Raw genomic sequence first — 18,721 nt, forward strand, 5'->3', positions numbered from 1 at the left:
ATCAGGACTTCTTGTCGACGGGCGGGGGAGCGACCGGCGCCGGGTCCGGCTGCTTCTTGTCGGCAGACTTGGCGTCGTCGTTCTCGGGCTTCAGGCCGTTGGCGATCTTGTCCTTGATCTTGGGGATCTCGGCTTCCTCGGGCTGCGAGTTCAGCGCCCGGTTCCACTGGTAGACGGCCTCGAGCTTGCGGCCGACATGCCAGTAGGCATCACCAAGGTGATCGTTGATCGTCGCGTCGCCAGCCTTGATTTCAGCGGCCTTCTCCAGCTCACCAACGGCGTCGTCGAAACGGTTGAGGCGGTAGTAGGCCCAGCCCAGCGAGTCGATGATGTAGCCGTCGTCAGGTCTGAGATCGACGGCCTTCTTGATCATCGTCAGGCCTTCGTCGAGGTTCTTGTTCATGTCGATCCAGGAATAGCCCAGATAGTTCAGAACCTGCGGCTGGTCCGGATTGAGTTCCAGCGCCTTGCGGAAATTCGGCTCGGCCTGATCCCACTTCTTCAGGCGCTCATAGGCGATGCCGCGCTGGAAGAACACGGTCCAGTCAGAGCGACCCGGCAGCGCGCCGATGGCCTCGACGGCCTTGTCGTAATTGGCTGCCATCGCCGGATAGTCCTTGGCGTCGGAGAGGACGCTGCCATAGGCGAGGTAGCTGCGGATATCGCTCGGGTCGGAGGTGATCAGCTGCTGCAGATGCTTGCGGGCCTCGTCAACCTTGCCGCCTTGGGCGAGCGCCAGGCCGAGCTGCAGTTCGGAGATGCGGCGCATCGGCGAATCCGCCGGAACCTTCTGATAGAACTCGATGGCGCGATCCATCTGTTCCTGCTTCTCGGCAATGCCGCCGAGCAGAACAAGCGTATCGGGGCTGTCGGGATCGAGCGCATTGGCGGTCTGCAGGTAGAGCGAAACGATGTCTTCGGCACCATCGCGGTTCAGCGCGGCGCCGACGGAGAAGAGCACGGCGGCCGCACCCTGTGCCGCGTTCTCGACCTGCTGTTTCGGCTTCTCGCCGCTTTCGATGCTCTGGCGCAGCGCCTTCAGCGGCGCGTAGTTCGGCAGCAGGTTATCGCCGACGGAGATGGCGTCCAGCGCTTTCTGCTTGTTGCCCTGCGATGCCTCGAGGCGGGCCAGCGCCATGATCGAGCGCATGAACGTGTCGGGGGCGGTAGCGCCGCCATCCTTGTCGAGCACCGCGTCGTTCAGATGCTTGCGAGCGGAGGCGATATTGCCGTTGACGATGGCGATCGCGCCGGCATGGTAGTTCTGGAAGATGCGGAACCAGTCCGGTCCCTTCATCTTCTCGACCATCGCCAGCGCTTCCTTGCCGCGTCCGGCGCCAAGGCGCGACCAGGCCGACAGCAGGTCGTTCATCATCCGGTCGAGATCGTTCGGACCATCATATTTCAGGATCGCTTCGGCGCCCTTGTAGTCGCCGCGGCTGACGGCATCCATGCTGCGCACGACGGTGGTCACGCGCTCGATGCTCGGGTCGAGCTTCAGTTCGTTGGCGTATTTGACGCCTTCCTTGAAATCGCCGCTGAGCAGCAGCGAGATCATCAGGCGCTGGCGGATTTCCGGATTGCCCGGCTCGATCTGCAGCGCCTTCTTGTAGAGCTCGATTGCCGTCTTGTAGTCGTGATCGACATCGGCGGTGCGGGCAGCAAGGAAGGCACCGGAGAAGGTGGAAACCGTATCCGGATCGAACATCACGGTCGGGTTGGCTTCTTCCGTCTTCGCCGCGTCTTCGGCATGCGCGCCGGTCAATGCGCCGAGCGAAAGGACGGCTGCAAGGGCTGCGCTCGAAAGAAGACGGATGGCAAATCTCTGCCGCATTAGAAAACCTCTCTTCAATGCGGCCGGCAAAGCTCCGGCCGCGAAATCAGTGGCAATGACTGATTCACAACAGGATGGCTTTTTTGAAGCGGCCCTGCAACAAAATCAGCCCGCGATCAAAGACCTTTGATTAGTTGACGCGCTCGATGCAGAAGTCGATGACTTCCATCATGGCCGATTTCCAGGGCGTATCGGGAAGCGGCGCCAGGGCGTCGCGCGCGATCGTGCCATAGTGGACCGCCCGGGCGATCGTATCGTTCAGCGTGCCGTATTTGGTGATCAGGCCGAGCGCCTTTTCGAGGTTCGCATCGGTGCTGTTGCCGCCCTCGATCGCATCGCGCCAGAAGGCCCGCTCTTCCTGCGTGCCGCGGCGGTAGGCCAGGATAACAGGAAGGGTTATCTTGCCCTCGCGGAAATCGTCACCGACATTCTTGCCGAGATCGGCAGCCTTGCCGCCGTAATCGAGCGCATCGTCGACCAGCTGGAAGGCGAGGCCGAGATTCATGCCGTAGGACTTCATCGCGTTGCGGCCGGACTTGCCGGCCTCGGCAACGATCGGGCCGACTTCGGCCGCCGCGGCAAAGAGAGCCGCCGTCTTGGCGCGGATAACCGAGAGATAGTCGTCCTCGGTGGTTTCCATGTTCTTGGCGACAGAAAGCTGCAGCACTTCGCCTTCGGCGATGACGCAGGCAGCCGAGGAGAGAACGTCGAGCGCATCGAGTGAGCCGACATCGACCATCATGCGGAAAGCCTGGCCGAGCAGGAAGTCGCCAACGAGAACGCTGGCTTGGTTACCCCAGATGGTGCGGGCCGTGGACTTGCCGCGGCGCAGATCGCTTTCGTCCACCACGTCGTCATGCAAGAGCGTTGCCGTGTGCATGAATTCGACCGAGGTCGCGAGCTTGATGTGGTTTTCGCCCTTGTAGCCGAACAGACAGGACGATGCGAGCGTCAGCATCGGGCGCAGACGCTTGCCGCCGGAGGAGATCAGGTGGTTGGCAACCTCCGGGATCATCTGTACGTCGGAACCGGCCTTGGAAAGGATAAGCTGGTTCACCCGATCCATATCCGCCTTTGTCAAATCGACCAGCGGCTTGACGGATGCCAGTTTGTTTTTGCTTTCTTCAAGCGGTATGACCACGCCCAACGACCCGGACTCCTGTTCACTCATTGAGTTCGACAATAGAAAGGGGCGGGAGAAGCGGCAAGGGGTGAATTGTCGCGTAGCGCAAATTTGAAACGGAATTGACCGCAAATGCATGAACTTATCCGCGCCAACGATCCCGTCCTGCTCTCTTTTGCGGAGAGCCTGTTAAAGGACGCCGGAATTCACTGCTTCGTGGCCGATCAGGGCATGAGCATTCTGGAAGGTTCGCTCGGCATGCTGCCGCGCCGCCTGCTGGTTGACGACGAGCGCGCCGCCCAGGCCCGCCGCATCCTCACCGATGCCGGTCTGGCCGACGAGCTGCGCGCGGAAAAGTGAGCCGATGACGCCAGCGGTTTCCGAAACGATCGATGCCTTCCACCGCGGCGGCTTCCATATCGTTCAGCCGAAGGGCCGGGGGCACCGCTCGGGCATGGATGCGATGCTGCTCGCCGCTTTGGTTGCCGACGACAGGTTTATCAAGGTCGCCGACCTCGGTGCAGGGGCGGGTGCGGCCGGTCTGGCGGTTGCGTCACGGCTGCCGAAGGCGGAAGCCGTGCTTTTCGAGCGTTCGTCCGAAATGACGGATTATGCACGGCGCAGCATAGCGCTGCCGGAGAATGCCCATATGACGGGCCGCGTCTCCGTGGTCGAAGCCGATGTGACGCTGACTGCCAAGGCCCGCAACGACGCGGGTCTCCTCGACGAAGTCTTCCACCACGTCATCATGAACCCGCCCTTCAACGATGCTGGAGACCGCAAGACGCCGGATGCCTTGAAGGCCGAGGCGCATGCGATGACCGAGGGATTGTTCGAGAGCTGGATCCGCACCGCCGGCGCCATCATGGTCCCCGGCGGCCAGCTGTCGCTGATCGCCCGCCCGGAATCGATCGCCGAAATCATCGCCGCCTGCGGCCGCCGCTTCGGCGGCATCGAGATCACCGCCATTCATCCGCGCCAGGGTGAGATCGCGGTCCGTATCCTGCTGACCGCGATCAAGGGTTCGCGGGCGCGGCTTTCGCTGCGGGCGCCGCTGATCATGCACGAAGAGGGGAGCCACAAGTTCTCCCCTCTTGTCGATGATTTCAACAATGGCCGCGCGGCCTATGAGCGGCTTTAGCCGATCATGAAATCCAGCAGCAGCTTGATATTCAGCCCGGCGATGACGATGGCGATCAGATAGGCGATTGCCGAGAGCCAGCGGGGCGCCACGAGCTCGCCCATCTTCGCCTTGCTGGCGGTGAACATTACCAGCGGGAAGACAGCGAAGGAGAGCTGCAGGCTGAGCACCACCTGCGTCAGGATCAGCAGTTCCGCCGTCCCCGCATCGCCATACCAGATGGTGACGAAGGCGGCGGGGATGATGGCGATCGCCCGGGTGATGAGACGGCGCACCCATGGCTGCACCTTCATCTTGATGAAGCCTTCCATGACGATCTGGCCGGCAAGCGTTGCCGTCACCGTTGAATTTAGGCCGCAGCAGAGCAGGGCGATACCGAACAGCGTCGGGGCAATCGCAAGACCGAGCAGCGGCGCCAGCAGCGAATGCGCTTCGCCGAGTTCGACGATGTTCGTCTGGCCGTTGGCATTGAAGGCGGCGGCAGCCAGGATCAGGATCGAGGCGTTGATCAGCAACGCGAAACACAGCGCAACCGTCGAGTCGATCGTCGCGAAAGTCAGCGCCTCGCGCTTTTCCGGCAGCGTGTGGCCGAAGTCGCGGGTCTGCACGATGCCCGAATGCAGGTAGAGATTATGCGGCATCACCGTGGCGCCGAGAATGCCGAGCGCTAGATAGAGCATCTCCGGATTGGTGACGATCTCGGTCGTCGGGAAGAAGCCGGTCAGCACGGCGCCCCACTGCGGATCGGCGAGCAGGATCTGTACGCCGAAGCAGACGGCGATGACGCCGAGCAGGGTGATGATGAAGGCCTCGACCCAGCGGAAGCCCATCTTCTGCAGGTAGAGAATGAGGAAGACGTCGAGCGCGGTGATGAGCACGCCGAGTTCCAGCGGAACGCCGAAGATCAGGTTGAGGCCGATCGCCGTGCCGATGACCTCGGCGATATCGGTGGCGATAATGGCGATTTCGGCAAAGGCCCAGAGCGGAATGGATACCCACTTCGGAAACGCATCGCGGCAGGCCTGCGCCAGATCGCGGCCGGAAGCGATGGCAAGACGCGCGCAGAGCGATTGCAGCACGATCGCCATCAGGTTCGACAGCAGCGCCACCGTCAGCAGCGCATAGCCGAACTTCGAGCCGCCGGCGAGGGACGTCGCCCAGTTACCGGGGTCCATATAGCCGACCGCGACCATGTAGCCCGGACCGGCGAAGGCGGCGATCCTGCGGAGTTTCGATCCGTCGCGTCTCGTGTTGACGCTGCGATAGACGTCGGAGAGCGAAGCCTCCTCGCGGTCGAACCGCCAGCCGCCTTTTCTCTGCGGATTCAAAACATCCATGTCATTTCCACCTGTTTCCTATTCTCGCACTATGACCGATTAGAATGATAATGCAAGTCATTCGCAACAAGAAATCGCAACAACGGTCATTCGCCTGCATTCCGGGTCTTTTCGGAACGCACCCATTGCGTTTGCCGTTCCGCTGCATACATGGATTGCGACGCCGAAACGCGAAGAAGGATTTGAAATGGCCGGATTTTTGAGAAAGCTGATGCCGAAGCGCTTCCGAAAGGAAGGGGTGGTTATTCCCGTCGTCAGGCTCCAGGGCGCCATCATGAGCGGCGGTAACCAGTTCCGCCCGGCGCTCAATCTGGCCTCGGTCGCGCCGATGCTGGAAAAGGCTTTCTCCGTGAAGGATGCACCGGCTGTCGCGATCTCGATCAATTCGCCGGGCGGCTCGCCGGTGCAGTCGCGCCTCATCTTCACCCGCATCCGCGAGCTCGCCCGCGAGAAGCAGAAGAAGGTGCTTGTTTTCGTCGAGGACGTCGCGGCCTCCGGCGGCTACATGATCGCGCTGGCCGGTGACGAGATCATCGCCGACCCGACCTCGATCGTCGGCTCGATCGGCGTCGTCTCCGGCGGCTTCGGCTTTCCGGAGCTCCTGAAGAAGATCGGCGTCGAGCGCCGCGTCTATACCGCCGGCGAAAACAAGGTGATCCTCGATCCCTTCCAGCCGGAGAAGGAAAAGGACATCGAGTACCTGAAGACCCTGCAGCTCGAGATCCATCAGGTCTTCATCGCGATGGTGCGCGAGCGCCGCGCCGGCAAATTGAAGGATGACGAGACGGTATTCTCCGGCCTGTTCTGGACCGGCACGCGCGGCCTCGAACTCGGTCTGATCGATGGCCTCGGCGACATGCGCCAGGAGCTGAAGAAGCGCTACGGCCACAAGACCAAACTGGAACTCGTCACCGCTGCCCGCGGTCTCTTCGGCCGCCGCGTTCCCGGCATCTCCAGCATGTCGCTCGACGGTGCGGCATCCGGTCTCGCGACGGGACTTGTCGAAGCAGCCGAAGAAAAGGCATTGTGGAGCCGGTTCGGACTATAAGAAGGGGCGGAACGAGGGGCAATGGCGCAGCTTTTTACTGTTATCATCCTGATATGCGCCGGCTGGTGGCTCTACCGCCGCTTCATCTCCGACGCCCAGCGCCTGCAGGAAAAATCCCGCCGCGCCGAAAAAGAGCGCCAGACGGGCGCTGTTGGCACGCTGGTGAAGGACCCGGTGACGGGGGAGTACCGGGTGAAGCGGGAGGAGGAGTAGGCGCGCTAGCGTCTCTCTTTGACGCGTGCGGCCCAATCCGAGCCGGCATAGCCGACTGCCAGGATCAAGACGGACTTGTCCGCATCGTCAACCGTAAAGCAGATGACCGCCTTTTCGGCAGCGGGCAAAACGCGAAGGCCGGGCTGCACTTCGTCTCGCGGCGAGGCCTTGTGCGGGAAGTCGGTCAGTCCCTTGGTCACCCGCTCGATTTCAGAAAGCTTGCGGTTCGCAATCTGCGTTCCAGCATAGTCCTCGATCAGTGTGAAAATATTGAAGAGGTCGTCGCTCGCGCCTGGATGATACCGCAGGCGGTAACGCTCGCTCATCGCGCAGGCCTGGAGTTGAGACGCTTGCGGACGCGCTCGAAAAGATCGTCGTCCTCCATGTTGATAAACTGATCCCGCGGCAATTCCATCCGCCGCCGGATCTCATCCGCCATCCCGGCAACCGGATCGCTCTCGCTCTCCTCCAGCCGCAGCCGGGACAGCCCTTCGCCGATCACATCGGACACGCTCGGAAAGCGGCCCGCTTCCACGAGTTCTTCTGCAAAGCGGAGGTCTTCATCCGATAGCGTCACGGTCGTCTTGACGTTCATAGGCTGCATCCGTTCGAAACCATTGCGATCATACGTTATCTATTGACCCTTGTCCCCCGCCGTGGCACCTGTCCCGGCAAAATAAGCAACCGGTGACTTCCAATGTCTGCATCGATCCCCGACCATATGAACCCGAAGCGCTCCTTCCAGGCGCTGATCCTCACCCTGCATAATTACTGGGCGGACAAGGGTTGTGCGGTCTTGCAGCCTTACGACATGGAAGTCGGCGCCGGTACGTTCCATCCGGCAACGACGCTGCGCGCGCTCGGCCCAAAGCCATGGAAGGCTGCCTATGTCCAGCCGTCGCGCCGCCCGTCCGATGGCCGCTACGGTGAAAACCCGAACCGCCTGCAGCACTACTATCAGTATCAGGTCATCTTGAAGCCGAACCCGCCGAACCTGCAGGAGCTTTATCTCGGCTCGCTGGCGGCGATCGGCCTCGATCCGCTGCTGCACGATATCCGTTTCGTCGAGGACGACTGGGAAAGCCCGACGCTGGGCGCCTGGGGTCTCGGCTGGGAATGCTGGTGCGACGGCATGGAAGTCTCGCAGTTCACTTATTTCCAGCAGGTCTGCGGTCTCGAATGCTCGCCGGTCGCGGGTGAGCTGACCTACGGCCTCGAGCGCCTCGCCATGTATGTCCAAGGCGTCGACAACGTCTACGACCTGAACTTCAACGGCCGCGATGGCGATGAGAAGATCAGCTATGGCGACGTCTTCCTGCAGGCCGAGCAGGAATATTCCCGCCATAATTTCGAATTCGCCAATACCGAGATGCTGCATCGCCACTTCATTGATGCCGAGAAGGAATGCCAGGCGCTTCTCGCCGCCGGCGCTCCCGGCGACAGCGACAATCACCGCCTCCACAAATGCGTCTTCCCGGCCTACGACCAGTGCATCAAGGCCTCCCACGTCTTCAACCTGCTCGACGCCCGCGGCGTCATCTCGGTCACCGAACGCCAGGGCTACATCCTGCGCGTCCGCACGCTGGCCAAAGCCTGCGGTGAGGCCTTCCTGCTGACGGATGCCGGTGGGGTGAACCTGGCGAAAGACGCCGCGTAAATAACCGCTTTGGGGAGCTCACGATCGCGTGAGTTCCCGGATGACAATTCTTCGCAACATGCATAGTCTCGCCGCAACTCTATTTCCGTTGCGGGGGATTCTTGATGTACATCATACTTTGCCTGATCGTCCTGATCGCCCTCTATGCCATTTTCATCTATAACGGCCTCGTCCGCGCCCGGCAGATGGCTGAGGAGGCATGGTCCGGCATCGATGTTCAGCTGAAGCGCCGTGCCGATCTGATCCCGAACCTGATCGAGACGGTCAAGGGCTACGCCACCCACGAAAAGAGCACGCTGGAAGAGGTGGTTGCACTGCGCAACAAGGCGCAGGCGGTTCCCGCTGGCGATGTCGCGGGCAGGGCGCAGGCGGAAGGCCTGCTTGGCGCGGCCCTTGGCCGGGTCATCGCGCTTGCCGAAGCCTATCCGGATTTGAAGGCGAACACGAACTTCGCCGAGCTGCAGACCTCGCTGGAAACCATGGAAAGCGAAATCCAGATGGCCCGCCGTTATTACAACGGTGCCGCGCGTGATCTGAACGTCAAGGTCGAGAGCTTCCCTTCCAATCTGGTTGCCGGTCAGTTCGGTTTCCAGAAGAAGGAATATTTCGAGATCACCAACGAGGCCGATCGCGCCGTTCCCACAGTCAAATTCTGACGTTTGTCTTTGCGCAAAAGCTGCTATGAGCAGGCCGGTCACGGCTTAAGCGTAATGGACGGAATACAATCGTCATGGGTACAGACAAGAAACTCACCATCATCCCGGTCAAGGCGCCGCTCGAAGGCCGCGCGGTGCCTCCCGGTTCCAAGTCGATCACAAACCGGGCGCTGCTGCTGGCCGGTCTCGCCGAGGGCACCAGCCGGCTGACCGGCGCGCTGAAAAGCGACGATACCCGCTATATGGCCGAAGCCCTGCGGGCCATGGGCGTTCAGATCGACGAGCCCGATGACACCAGCTTCGTCGTCACCGGCAACGGCAAGCTGCAGGCGCCGAAGGAACCGCTGTTCCTCGGCAACGCCGGCACCGCCACCCGCTTTCTCACAGCTGCCGCCGCACTCGTCGATGGCACCGTTGTCGTCGATGGCGACCAGCACATGCGCAAGCGCCCGATCGGCCCGCTGGTCGATGCGCTGCGCACGCTCGGCATCGATGCCAGCACGGCAACAGGCTGCCCGCCGGTGACCGTCAACGGCACCGGCACGTTCGATGCCACCCGCATCGAGATCGATGGCGGTCTGTCCAGCCAGTATGTCTCGGCCCTCTTGATGATGGCGGCGGGCGGCGACAAGCCCGTCACGATCGAGCTACTCGGCGAGGATATCGGCGCTCTCGGCTATATCGACCTGACGACCTCGGCGATGCGCGCCTTCGGCGCCAAGGTCGAGAAGACCAGCGACGTCACCTGGCGCGTGGAGCCGACCGGCTATACGGCTGCCGACTACGTCATCGAGCCGGATGCGTCGGCTGCGACCTATTTCTGGGCCGCCGAAGTGCTGACCTCGGGCAAGATCGATCTCGGCGTTCCCAATGCCGCCTTCACCCAACCGGATGCCAAGGCCTATGACGTCATCGCCAAGTTCCCGAACCTGCCGGCCGAAATCGACGGCTCGCAGATGCAGGATGCGGTGCCGACGCTCGCCGTTCTCGCAGCCTTCAACAACACGCCGGTCCGTTTCGTCGGCATCGCCAATCTGCGCGTCAAGGAATGCGATCGTATCCGCGCGCTATCGACCGGTCTGACGCAGATCCGCGCCGGTCTGGCACGCGAGGAAGGCGACGACCTGATCGTCAATGCCGATCCGAAGCTTGCCGGTCGGCATCTGCCGGCGTCGATCGATACCTTTGCCGATCATCGCATCGCCATGAGCTTTGCGCTGGCCGGTCTGAAGATCGACGGCATCACCATTCTGGATCCGGATTGCGTCGGCAAGACGGTTCCGGCCTATTGGCGCATGCTGGCGGCACTCGGCGTCACCTACGCCAACGAAAGTTGAGATAACAAAGCGGCATCTGCCGCGATCGGGGAGGGGTGGAATGATCCTGCGGTCTTTGGGCGTGTGCCTGGCGTTGTTGATGGCGCTGACGGTGCGCACGGCACTTGGCGCGGAGATCATCTCCTCCTTCAATTCCGATATCCGGCTCGAGAAGAGCGGGGCGATGACGGTGGCCGAAACCATCACCGTCAATGCCGAGGGCAATCGTATCCGCCGCGGCATCTTCCGCGATTTCCCGCTGACCTTCACCGATGAGAACGGCCGCCTCCGCAGCGTCGATTTCGACGTCGTCTCGGTGACCCGTGACGGCAATGACGAGCCCTGGAAAACGGAATCGATCTCCGGCGGCATCCGCATCTATGCGGGTTCGGAAGACGTGATGCTTTCGCCCGGCCGCCATCAATATGTCTTCACCTACCGGACGAACCGGCAAATCCGTTATTTTGCCGATCATGACGAACTCTATTGGAACGTCACCGGCAACGGCTGGATCTTCCCGATCATGGCCGCCACCGCGACGGTCAATCTGCCTGATGGCGTCAGCGCTACAGATACCAATTTCTTCACCGGCCCCTTCGGCGCGAAGGACAAGAACGCCCGCGTCTCCGGCAACAACACGCGCCCGGTCTTTTCCACGACGCAGCCGCTGAACGCCGAGGAGGGACTGACGATCGCCGTCAAGTTCCCGAAGGGCGCCATCGATCCGCCGAGTGAATCCGATCAGAACATCTGGTGGCTGAAGGATAACCGCGATTACTTCATCGGCTTCGGCGGCCTGATCCTGGTCTTCCTCTATTACACCCGCTCCTGGCTGAGGGTCGGGCGCGATCCGGCCCGCGGTGTCGTCGTGCCGCGCTGGGATGCGCCCGACAATATCTCGCCGGCGCTGGTGAACTACATCGACAACAAGGGCTTCTCCGGCCAGGGCTGGACGGCGCTGTCCGCGAGCGCGCTGAACCTTGCGGTGCGCGGCTTCGTCGTGCTTGAGGATCTCAAGCAGTCGATCGTCATCCGCCGCACCGACAAGCCCAATGTCGGCCAAAAATTCGAGGCGGGCGAGGCGAGCCTGCTGAACGCCGTCGGCAGCCGCGGATCGCTCACCATCGACAAGGCCAATGGCGAGCGGGTGAAATCCGTCGGCCAGAATTTCCGCTCAGCGATCGAGCGCGAACATCGCGGCAAATATTATAACGCCAATACCGGCTATGTGACGGGCGGCGTCGTGCTCAGCGTCGCGGTACTGATCATTCTCTTCGTGTTCGGTTCGCTGCAGCCGGATACGATCGCGCTGATGATCATCCCGATCGCCGTCGTCGCCTTCCTCTCGCTGTTCGTTGCCGGTTTCGCAAAATCTTTCCGGCGCGGCCATTCGCTCGGCTCGAAGATCATGTCGGTCGTGGCGATCGGCATCGGCGGCTTCATCGGTTTCTCCATCGTCTCCTCATTGGCGCTTGCTCTCTTTTCGTCGCTGATGGAGCTTCACGAAACGCCGATGCTCTTCGCGGTCGGCGGCATCGTCTTCCTCAACATGCTCTACGTCTTCATCATGGGCGCCCCGACCATGCTCGGCGCCAAGATGATGGATGGCATCGATGGTCTCCGGCAATATCTGACGCTTGCCGAGAAAGACCGGATGAACATGGCGGGCGCGCCGGAAATGTCGCCCCAGCATTTCGAAAAGCTCTTGCCCTATGCGGTGGCGCTCGGTGTCGAAAAGCCCTGGAGCCGGACCTTCGAGACCTGGCTGGCCGCCGCCGCAGCCGGCGCTGCCGCGGCCTATGCGCCCACCTGGTATTCCGGCAATTTCAACAGCGGCAGTTTTTCGGATCGCATCGGCGGCTTCTCGTCCTCGATGGCATCCACCATCGCCTCGACGATCCCGAGCCCACCGCCTTCCAGCTCGTCGTCGGGTTTCTCCGGCGGTGGCGGCTCGTCCGGTGGCGGCGGAGGTGGCGGTGGTGGTGGGGGCTGGTAGAGTCGTTTAGGTTCGACAGTGTAGCCCCCTCATCCGCCCTTCGGGCACCTTCTCCCCGGGAGAAGGGGAGTTGCCGCACCGTCTCCGATCCCTTCTCCCCAGCGGGGAGAAGGTGGCCCGGTAGGGCCGGATGAGGGGGCCGCGCGGCACAGAGGAGCCTATTAATCACCCCAACACTTGACCTTTCGCCCCGCTCCGCTTAACCGCCAAGCGGAAAACGGAAAGGGATCGCGCATGAAGGTTCTGTTGATCGGTTCGGGCGGCCGCGAGCATGCTCTCGCCTGGAAGCTGGCGCAGTCGCCACTGCTGACGGAACTCCATGCAGCGCCCGGCAATCCCGGCATTGCCGAGCATGCGGTCCTCGCCCCCATCAATACCGAAGACCAGGACGCGGTCATCGCCTTCTGCCGCGACAAGGCGATCGATTTCGTCGTCGTCGGCCCCGAAGCGCCCCTGGTCGCCGGATTAGCCGATACGCTCCGCGCTGCCGGTTTCAAGGTCTTTGGCCCGTCCGCGGCCGCTGCCCAGCTCGAGGGATCCAAGGGTTTCACCAAGGATATCTGTGCCCGCTACGATATCCCGACCGGCGCCTATCAGCGTTTCAACAACGCGCCGAAGGCCAAGGCCTATATCCGCGAGCAGGGCGCCCCGATCGTCGTCAAGGCCGATGGCCTGGCAGCCGGCAAGGGTGTGACCGTGGCAATGACCGTCGATGAGGCGCTGGCCGCCGTCGACGACTGTTTCGAAGGCGCCTTCGGCGCTGCCGGTGCGGAAGTCGTGGTCGAGGCCTATCTCGATGGCGAGGAAGCGAGCTTCTTCTGCCTGTCCGATGGCAAGCATGCGCTGGCGCTGGCGACGGCCCAGGATCACAAGCGCGTCAGCGAGGGCGATACCGGCATCAATACCGGCGGCATGGGTGCCTATTCTCCGGCACCTGTGATGACCGAAGAGATGGTCGAGCGCACGATGAAGGAAATCATCGAGCCGACCATGCGCGGCATGGCCGAAAGCGGCTATCCGTTCCAGGGCGTCTTCTTTGCCGGTCTGATGATCACCACCAAGGGCCCGGAACTGATCGAATACAACGTCCGCTTCGGCGATCCGGAATGCCAGGTGCTGATGATGCGCCTGAAGAGCGATCTGCTGCCGTTGCTGCTGGCCTGCGCCGACGGCACGCTGGATCAGGCAAGTGCCGAATGGAGCGACGATCCGGCGCTCACGGTTGTGATGGCCTCGAAGGGCTATCCGGGTTCCTATGACAAGAACACGCCGATCGCCTCAATCCCGGAAGCGGGCGAGGGGGCCAAGGTCTTCCATGCCGGCACGGCGCTGAAGGACGGCCAGCTGGTTGCCACCGGTGGCCGCGTACTCAACGTCACGGCAACGGGCACCAGCGTCAGCGATGCCAAGCGCCATGCCTATGCGCTGCTCGATCAGGTCGAGTGGGACAATGGTTTTTGCCGCCGTGATATCGGCTGGCGCGCAGTCGAGCGCGAAAATACTTAAGAGCTGGCCCGAAATCGGGTCAGTTCGCTAAATTTTTACCCTTTCCCCTGACCGGATGGAAATAAAGACGCGCTATTCTCCTGTTCATAGTCAGACGGAGTAGCGTTCATGCGTCAGTTCATCCTCGGTGCGGCAATCGCCCTTATCGCCGGTTCGGCAATGGCATCGTCCATCGATGTCATCAAGCCAACCGCGCCTGAAGGCAATGGCAGCATTCTCAAGGAAACCTGCACCAGCTGCCCGCCGCTTGCCGTCACCGAACGCAAGAAGGATTACACCGTTCCGACCCTGGCGTCCGGTTCGCTGCAGGCCAGTGAACTGCGCGATGTCGGCGGCGAAAAGAAGCTCTACCGCACCGAAGGCTGGATGGGCGGATCGCCTGTCGTCTTCGTCACCAAGGCAACGCCCGAAGTCCTGCAGGCTTTCGACAAGAACGCCGCGCCCGCAGAAGGCATCGATCCGACCGCCACGACCTCGGTCATCGGCCTCGACGCCAAGCCGGCCACGGCAGGTATGACGGCAGAGACGGAACAAACCGCGCCGTTGGACATTTCCTCCTTCAAGCTGCGCATGTAGCAGCAAAAAGTTCCCTGCCCCTGACCCGGTCAAGGTTTGATCGCTGGGGTCCGCTTAGCGCGGATTGAATGCGCTCCTGAGAGAAGCAGGGGCGCATTCTTTATTTTGATTGAATGATAAATTACGCATACAACGCATGCGCTTATGCGAAAAAACGGGACTCATAATTGACCGTTCCGCGCGCCGATATCGTTAATTCATCGTTTAACCATTCACCATAATTCTAGCCACCGGAGGCCGGAGCGAGCATGATTGCGCTTGCTGAAAGTGCGTGGTGACACGCGCAAAGGACGGGAGTTTCCCGATCCGGTGTTTTATAAATTTCACCACTTTCGCGAGACAATTATGAAAAAGCTTAAAATTGCCCATCAGCTTTTTGCTCTTGTCGGTGTCCTCATGGCGGCCTTCGCGGTTGCCACCTACTTCCAGATCCGCACAACGTCGCAATCCATCTACGAAGACCGCTTCGATCTGCTGCGTACGCAGGTCGAGTCCGGCATCTCCATCCTGAACACCTATTATGAGCGTGAGAAGGCTGGCGAGATGACGCATGAGGCCGCCCAGGCCGAGGCGTTCAAGGTTCTCTCCAAGGTCAAGTTTGACCCGAACGGCTATCTCTTCGGCTTCGACTACAACGTCTTCCAGCGCTTCCATCCAAGCCCGGTCAATATCGGCAAGGACATGAGCGGCCAGGTCGACAAGCGCGGCACCCATTTCAGCAAGGAAATGGTCGAAAAGGGCAAGGCCGGCGGCGGCGAAACGATCTATTTCTGGAGCAAGCCCGGTCAGCCGGAGACGGAAGTATTCCTGAAGGGCGCCTATTCCAAGGCCTTCGATCCCTGGCAGCTGGTCGTCGGCTGCGGCGTCTATTTCGATGACCTGCAGGCGCAGATCGACGCGACGCTGTGGAAGGCCTTCATCGCTTGCGGCATCGTCTTCCTCGCCGGCATCGGCGCCGCGTTCTACTTCATTCGCGGCATTTCCAGGCCGCTCAAGGATGTCCACGAAGCACTCGAGGCCGTTGCCAACGAGCGCGTCGATGCAAAGATCCCGCATACCGAGCTTAATAACGAAGTCGGCATGATGGCCCGCGCCACGCGGTCGCTGCAGGAAAAGGTTCGCGAACGTCACGCCATGACCGAGCGTGAAGCGGTTCAGCAGCTCGAGCTCGAGAGCGAGCGCGAAAGCAACCAGCGCAGCCAGCGCGATGAAGCTCTCGCACAGACCCGTGTCGTCACCACCATCGGCCAGGCGCTGGAACAGATCGCTCAGGGTGACCTGACCGTCCGTTGCGGCGACATCGGCCAGAAATACGCAGCCCTCCGCGACAACTTCAACGAGGCTCTCTCGCACCTCGAGGCGGCCATGGCCAAGGTCAGTGCCAAGGGCGGCGATATCGGCATGGCGAAGGAAGAGATCCGCCGCGCATCCGGTGAACTCTCGCAGCGCACCGAGCGTCAGGCTGCCAGCCTGGAAGAAACCTCGGCTGCTCTCGACGAGCTCACGGTCGCCGTCCGCCAGACGGCCGAGGGCGCCCATGAAGCCAGCAAACGGGTTCATGCCGTCAGCACCGAAGCCAGCCGCAGCGACGCGGTTGTTACAGAAGCGATCAGCGCGATGAGCGGTATCGAGAAGTCTTCCGACGAGATCGGCAAGATCATCGGCGTCATCGACGAGATCGCCTTCCAGACCAACCTGCTGGCTCTGAACGCCGGTGTCGAGGCAGCGCGTGCCGGGGAATCCGGTAAGGGCTTTGCCGTCGTCGCTCAGGAAGTTCGCGAACTGGCTCAGCGCTCTGCCGCTGCCGCCAAGGAGATCAAGGATCAGATCGCCCGCTCTTCCAGCCAGGTCGACCAGGGTGTCCGTCTGGTCGGCGAGGCTGGTGAAGCCCTGAAGCGCATCTCCGATCAGATCAAGTCGGCCAACGAAATCGTCGCCAAGATCGCTCACAGCGCGTCCGAACAGGACTCCACGCTGCGCTCGATCTCGTCCTCGATGAACCAGCTGGATGCGGCAACGCAGCAGAACGCAGCGATGGCCGAAGAGACCACCGCTTCGGCAGAAACGCTCGCTGCCGATACCGACGAACTGCTCGGCCTGATCCGCGGCTTCCGCATCGGAAACAGCCAGCAGGACATGGTCCGCACACGCCGCGCGGCCTGATTTCCCGCGCTCCAAAACACGCGATAACAGATGATCTAAAATCACCGGGCATTTGCCCGGTGATTTTGCATAACTATATGATTTAAAATGATTTTATTGTTCGTAAGACTTACTTTTTAAGGCTTTTTTAGTCGTTTTTATGCCATTGTCCTCTTGCCGGCCGCAGCATGTTCTTAAGCAGCGGTATAAGCGGTCTTCACGGACTCGCTCGCACAAGCGGTATCAGACCGCGCCGGAACCCTTTCGTCCTTTCCGCTGTGGGGCACCATGAAAAAGCTGAAGATTTCAAAACAACTGATTTTGCTGGTTACCGGATTGATGGTCGCCTTTGCGATCGCAACCACTCTGCAGGTCCGGTCCTCGGTCAATGCGATTTACAAGGAGCGTTATGATATGCTCCGGTCGGAGGTCCAGTCGGGCGTTTCCGTCCTCAAACAATACCAGGCGAAGGTCGATGCCGGCGAGATGAAGCTGGAAGACGCCCAGAAGCAGGCTTACGCCACGCTCAACGCCATGAAATACGATCCGGATGGCTATTTCTTCGGCTATAGCTACGACATCCAGATGATGTTCCACTACGACGCCTCGAAGGTCGGGCAGATCAACAAGGGTCAGCCGGACAGCAAGGGCAAGCTCTATCGCGAAGAGCTGGTCAAGCTCGGCCAGCAGGGCGGCGGCCTTGTCGAATACTATTCGACCGCCAAGCCCGGTCAGCCGGCAGGCGATTTCCGCAAGACGGCCTATGCACTGGCTTTCGATCCCTGGAAGGTCGTGGTCGTCACCGGCGTCTATATGGATGATCTCGACGCCCAGGTGAATGACAAGATCCTCAGCGCTCTCTCCGGCAGCCTTATCCTTTCGCTTCTCGCCATCGTTGCGGCCTATCTGGTCATCCGCGGCATCTCGCTGCCGCTGAAGGATGTCCACCAGGCTCTTGAGGCCGTTGCCAACGAGAATGTGTCGATTGCCATTCCGCACACCGGCATGAACAACGAGATCGGCATGATGGCCAAGGCGACGCAGTCGCTGCAGGAAAAGGTGCGAGAACGTCATGCCATGGCCGAACGCGAAGCGGTTCAGGCACTGGCGCTCGAAACGGAGCGCGAGACCAACCTGCGCGGTCAGCAGGACGAAGCGTCGGTTCAGGCCCGCGTCGTCACCACCATTGGCCAGGCACTGGAACAGATCGCCCGCGGCGACCTGACCGTCCGCTGCGCCGATATCGGCCAGAAATACGCAGCCCTTCGCGACAACTTCAACGACGCCCTGTCGCACCTCGAAGCCGCCATGGCCAAGGTCAGCACCAAGGGCAGCGACATCGGTGTCAGCAAGGAAGAAATCCGCCGCGCATCGAACGAACTGTCGCAGCGCACCGAGCGTCAGGCCGCCAGCCTCGAAGAAACCTCGGCGGCTCTCGACGAGCTCACGGTCGCTGTGCGCCAGACGGCGGAAGGCGCCCACGAAGCCAGCCAGCGCGTCCGTGAAGTCAGCACCGAAGCCTCGCGCAGCGATGCTGTAGTCACCGAAGCGATCACCGCAATGAGCGGCATCGAGAAGTCCTCGGACGAGATCGGCAAGATCATCGGCGTCATCGACGAGATCGCCTTCCAGACCAACCTGCTGGCTCTGAATGCAGGCGTCGAAGCGGCACGTGCCGGTGAATCCGGTAAGGGCTTTGCGGTCGTCGCTCAGGAAGTCCGCGAACTGGCCCAGCGTTCCGCCGCTGCCGCCAAGGAGATCAAGGATCAGATCGCCCGCTCCTCCAGCCAGGTCGACCAGGGTGTCCGCCTCGTCGGTGAAGCAGGCGAAGCCCTGAAGCGCATCTCCGATCAGATCAAGGCCGCAAACGAAATCGTCGCCAAGATCGCCCACAGCGCCTCCGAACAGGACACCACGCTGCGCTCGATCTCGTCCTCGATGAACCAGCTGGATGCGGCAACGCAGCAGAACGCGGCGATGGCCGAAGAGACCACCGCTTCGGCAGAAACGCTGGCTGCCGATACCGACGAGTTGCTCGATCTGATCCGGGGCTTCCGCGTCGGCAATGTCGCGCACGCCGCAACGGCAGTTCACCACCGCCGCGCAGCCTGAGTTTTTATTACAGACCTTTTCATCAAGACCAGCATTAGCGGCCGCCGGAGCAATCCGGCGGTCT

17 protein-coding genes are annotated in these 18,721 nt (G+C 61.5%); 12 read left to right on the forward strand and 5 right to left on the reverse strand.

The features are described 5' to 3' along the window. Position 1: 1 nt before the first annotated feature. The gene (locus AB4Z25_RS09615) at positions 2 to 1,834 is read right to left on the reverse strand and encodes a tetratricopeptide repeat protein (RefSeq protein WP_112538091.1); all 1,833 of its coding nucleotides are present in this window, start codon (positions 1,832 to 1,834) and stop codon (positions 2 to 4) included. 130 nt (positions 1,835 to 1,964) lie between these two features. Then, complete coding sequence (locus AB4Z25_RS09620; RefSeq protein WP_112390538.1) at positions 1,965 to 2,981, reverse strand: polyprenyl synthetase family protein; 1,017 nt, start codon at positions 2,979 to 2,981, stop codon at positions 1,965 to 1,967. A gap of 108 nt (positions 2,982 to 3,089) precedes the next feature. Between AB4Z25_RS09620 and AB4Z25_RS09625 the strand changes: the two genes are divergently transcribed. Together AB4Z25_RS09625 and AB4Z25_RS09630 are read left to right on the forward strand one after the other, a co-directional pair. Then, on the forward strand, positions 3,090 to 3,317 hold the full coding sequence (locus tag AB4Z25_RS09625) for a putative signal transducing protein (protein ID WP_112390537.1): 228 nt from the start codon (positions 3,090 to 3,092) through the stop codon (positions 3,315 to 3,317). Between the two features lie 4 nt (positions 3,318 to 3,321). Further along, positions 3,322 to 4,098: a methyltransferase gene (locus tag AB4Z25_RS09630; protein WP_112538090.1), complete on the forward strand. Its 777-nt coding sequence runs from the start codon at positions 3,322 to 3,324 to the stop codon at positions 4,096 to 4,098. Here the strand turns inward: AB4Z25_RS09630 and AB4Z25_RS09635 are convergent. Continuing rightward, the gene (locus AB4Z25_RS09635; RefSeq protein WP_112538089.1) at positions 4,095 to 5,435 is read right to left on the reverse strand and encodes an Nramp family divalent metal transporter; all 1,341 of its coding nucleotides are present in this window, start codon (positions 5,433 to 5,435) and stop codon (positions 4,095 to 4,097) included. The genes AB4Z25_RS09630 and AB4Z25_RS09635 overlap by 4 nt on opposite strands. Positions 5,436 to 5,622: 187 nt before the next feature. Here AB4Z25_RS09635 and AB4Z25_RS09640 point away from each other — a divergent pair, with 187 nt between their 5' ends. Both AB4Z25_RS09640 and AB4Z25_RS09645 read left to right on the forward strand, forming a co-directional pair. Continuing rightward, on the forward strand, positions 5,623 to 6,483 hold the full coding sequence (locus AB4Z25_RS09640; protein WP_112538088.1) for a S49 family peptidase: 861 nt from the start codon (positions 5,623 to 5,625) through the stop codon (positions 6,481 to 6,483). Between the two features lie 21 nt (positions 6,484 to 6,504). Further along, positions 6,505 to 6,696 carry a hypothetical protein gene (locus AB4Z25_RS09645; RefSeq protein WP_112538087.1) on the forward strand — a complete coding sequence of 64 codons (192 nt, stop codon included), beginning with the start codon at positions 6,505 to 6,507 and terminating at the stop codon, positions 6,694 to 6,696. Between the two features lie 5 nt (positions 6,697 to 6,701). Here the strand turns inward: AB4Z25_RS09645 and AB4Z25_RS09650 are convergent, their stop codons facing one another. Further along, positions 6,702 to 7,022, reverse strand: coding sequence for a type II toxin-antitoxin system RelE/ParE family toxin (locus AB4Z25_RS09650; protein WP_112538086.1), 321 nt, complete (start codon positions 7,020 to 7,022; stop codon positions 6,702 to 6,704). Further along, a complete protein-coding gene (locus tag AB4Z25_RS09655) occupies positions 7,019 to 7,291 on the reverse strand; it encodes a hypothetical protein (RefSeq protein WP_112538085.1) in 273 nt (90 codons plus the stop codon). The genes AB4Z25_RS09650 and AB4Z25_RS09655 overlap by 4 nt, the downstream gene beginning before the upstream one ends. 102 nt (positions 7,292 to 7,393) lie before the next feature. On the opposite strand from AB4Z25_RS09655, the gene AB4Z25_RS09660 reads away from it, so the two are divergent. The 8 genes from AB4Z25_RS09660 to AB4Z25_RS09695 all read left to right on the forward strand — a co-directional run bounded on the left by AB4Z25_RS09660 (position 7,394) and on the right by AB4Z25_RS09695 (position 18,657). Further along, complete coding sequence (locus AB4Z25_RS09660) at positions 7,394 to 8,353, forward strand: glycine--tRNA ligase subunit alpha (protein ID WP_112390529.1); 960 nt, start codon at positions 7,394 to 7,396, stop codon at positions 8,351 to 8,353. Between the two features lie 104 nt (positions 8,354 to 8,457). After that, positions 8,458 to 9,009 (forward strand): LemA family protein, encoded by a 552-nt coding sequence (locus AB4Z25_RS09665; RefSeq protein WP_112538084.1) that lies wholly within the window; start codon positions 8,458 to 8,460, stop codon positions 9,007 to 9,009. A 74-nt stretch (positions 9,010 to 9,083) separates the two neighbouring features. Beyond that, positions 9,084 to 10,346: a 3-phosphoshikimate 1-carboxyvinyltransferase gene (aroA, locus tag AB4Z25_RS09670; RefSeq protein ID WP_112538083.1), complete on the forward strand. Its 1,263-nt coding sequence runs from the start codon at positions 9,084 to 9,086 to the stop codon at positions 10,344 to 10,346. A 40-nt stretch (positions 10,347 to 10,386) separates the two neighbouring features. Further along, on the forward strand, positions 10,387 to 12,321 hold the full coding sequence (locus tag AB4Z25_RS09675; protein WP_442207947.1) for a DUF2207 domain-containing protein: 1,935 nt from the start codon (positions 10,387 to 10,389) through the stop codon (positions 12,319 to 12,321). 234 nt (positions 12,322 to 12,555) lie between these two features. Continuing rightward, on the forward strand, positions 12,556 to 13,827 hold the full coding sequence (gene purD, locus AB4Z25_RS09680; RefSeq protein WP_112537123.1) for a phosphoribosylamine--glycine ligase: 1,272 nt from the start codon (positions 12,556 to 12,558) through the stop codon (positions 13,825 to 13,827). A gap of 108 nt (positions 13,828 to 13,935) precedes the next feature. Beyond that, entirely contained in the window at positions 13,936 to 14,403 is a 468-nt protein-coding gene (locus AB4Z25_RS09685; protein WP_112537124.1) for a plant virulence effector HPE1-like domain-containing protein, read from the forward strand. A 345-nt stretch (positions 14,404 to 14,748) separates the two neighbouring features. After that, positions 14,749 to 16,566: a methyl-accepting chemotaxis protein gene (locus tag AB4Z25_RS09690; RefSeq protein ID WP_112537125.1), complete on the forward strand. Its 1,818-nt coding sequence runs from the start codon at positions 14,749 to 14,751 to the stop codon at positions 16,564 to 16,566. Positions 16,567 to 16,833: 267 nt separating this feature from the next. Further along, positions 16,834 to 18,657 (forward strand): methyl-accepting chemotaxis protein, encoded by a 1,824-nt coding sequence (locus AB4Z25_RS09695; RefSeq protein ID WP_112537126.1) that lies wholly within the window; start codon positions 16,834 to 16,836, stop codon positions 18,655 to 18,657. Positions 18,658 to 18,721: the final 64 nt, after the last annotated feature.

This window comes from Rhizobium sp. RAF36 (assembly GCF_052114105.1).
Classification (GTDB): domain Bacteria; phylum Pseudomonadota; class Alphaproteobacteria; order Rhizobiales; family Rhizobiaceae; genus Rhizobium.

Coding starts and splice junctions, on each gene's coding strand:
- AB4Z25_RS09695 (WP_112537126.1), top strand. CDS start 16,834: ATGAAAAAGCTGAAGATTTCAAAACAACTGATTTTGCTGGTTACCGGA.
- AB4Z25_RS09635 (WP_112538089.1), bottom strand. CDS start 5,435: ATGGATGTTTTGAATCCGCAGAGAAAAGGCGGCTGGCGGTTCGACCGC.
- AB4Z25_RS09640 (WP_112538088.1), top strand. CDS start 5,623: ATGGCCGGATTTTTGAGAAAGCTGATGCCGAAGCGCTTCCGAAAGGAA.
- AB4Z25_RS09625 (WP_112390537.1), top strand. CDS start 3,090: ATGCATGAACTTATCCGCGCCAACGATCCCGTCCTGCTCTCTTTTGCG.
- AB4Z25_RS09630 (WP_112538090.1), top strand. CDS start 3,322: ATGACGCCAGCGGTTTCCGAAACGATCGATGCCTTCCACCGCGGCGGC.
- AB4Z25_RS09615 (WP_112538091.1), bottom strand. CDS start 1,834: ATGCGGCAGAGATTTGCCATCCGTCTTCTTTCGAGCGCAGCCCTTGCA.
- AB4Z25_RS09645 (WP_112538087.1), top strand. CDS start 6,505: ATGGCGCAGCTTTTTACTGTTATCATCCTGATATGCGCCGGCTGGTGG.
- aroA (WP_112538083.1), top strand. CDS start 9,084: ATGGGTACAGACAAGAAACTCACCATCATCCCGGTCAAGGCGCCGCTC.
- AB4Z25_RS09665 (WP_112538084.1), top strand. CDS start 8,458: ATGTACATCATACTTTGCCTGATCGTCCTGATCGCCCTCTATGCCATT.
- AB4Z25_RS09690 (WP_112537125.1), top strand. CDS start 14,749: ATGAAAAAGCTTAAAATTGCCCATCAGCTTTTTGCTCTTGTCGGTGTC.
- AB4Z25_RS09650 (WP_112538086.1), bottom strand. CDS start 7,022: ATGAGCGAGCGTTACCGCCTGCGGTATCATCCAGGCGCGAGCGACGAC.
- AB4Z25_RS09660 (WP_112390529.1), top strand. CDS start 7,394: ATGTCTGCATCGATCCCCGACCATATGAACCCGAAGCGCTCCTTCCAG.
- purD (WP_112537123.1), top strand. CDS start 12,556: ATGAAGGTTCTGTTGATCGGTTCGGGCGGCCGCGAGCATGCTCTCGCC.
- AB4Z25_RS09685 (WP_112537124.1), top strand. CDS start 13,936: ATGCGTCAGTTCATCCTCGGTGCGGCAATCGCCCTTATCGCCGGTTCG.
- AB4Z25_RS09675 (WP_442207947.1), top strand. CDS start 10,387: ATGATCCTGCGGTCTTTGGGCGTGTGCCTGGCGTTGTTGATGGCGCTG.
- AB4Z25_RS09655 (WP_112538085.1), bottom strand. CDS start 7,291: ATGAACGTCAAGACGACCGTGACGCTATCGGATGAAGACCTCCGCTTT.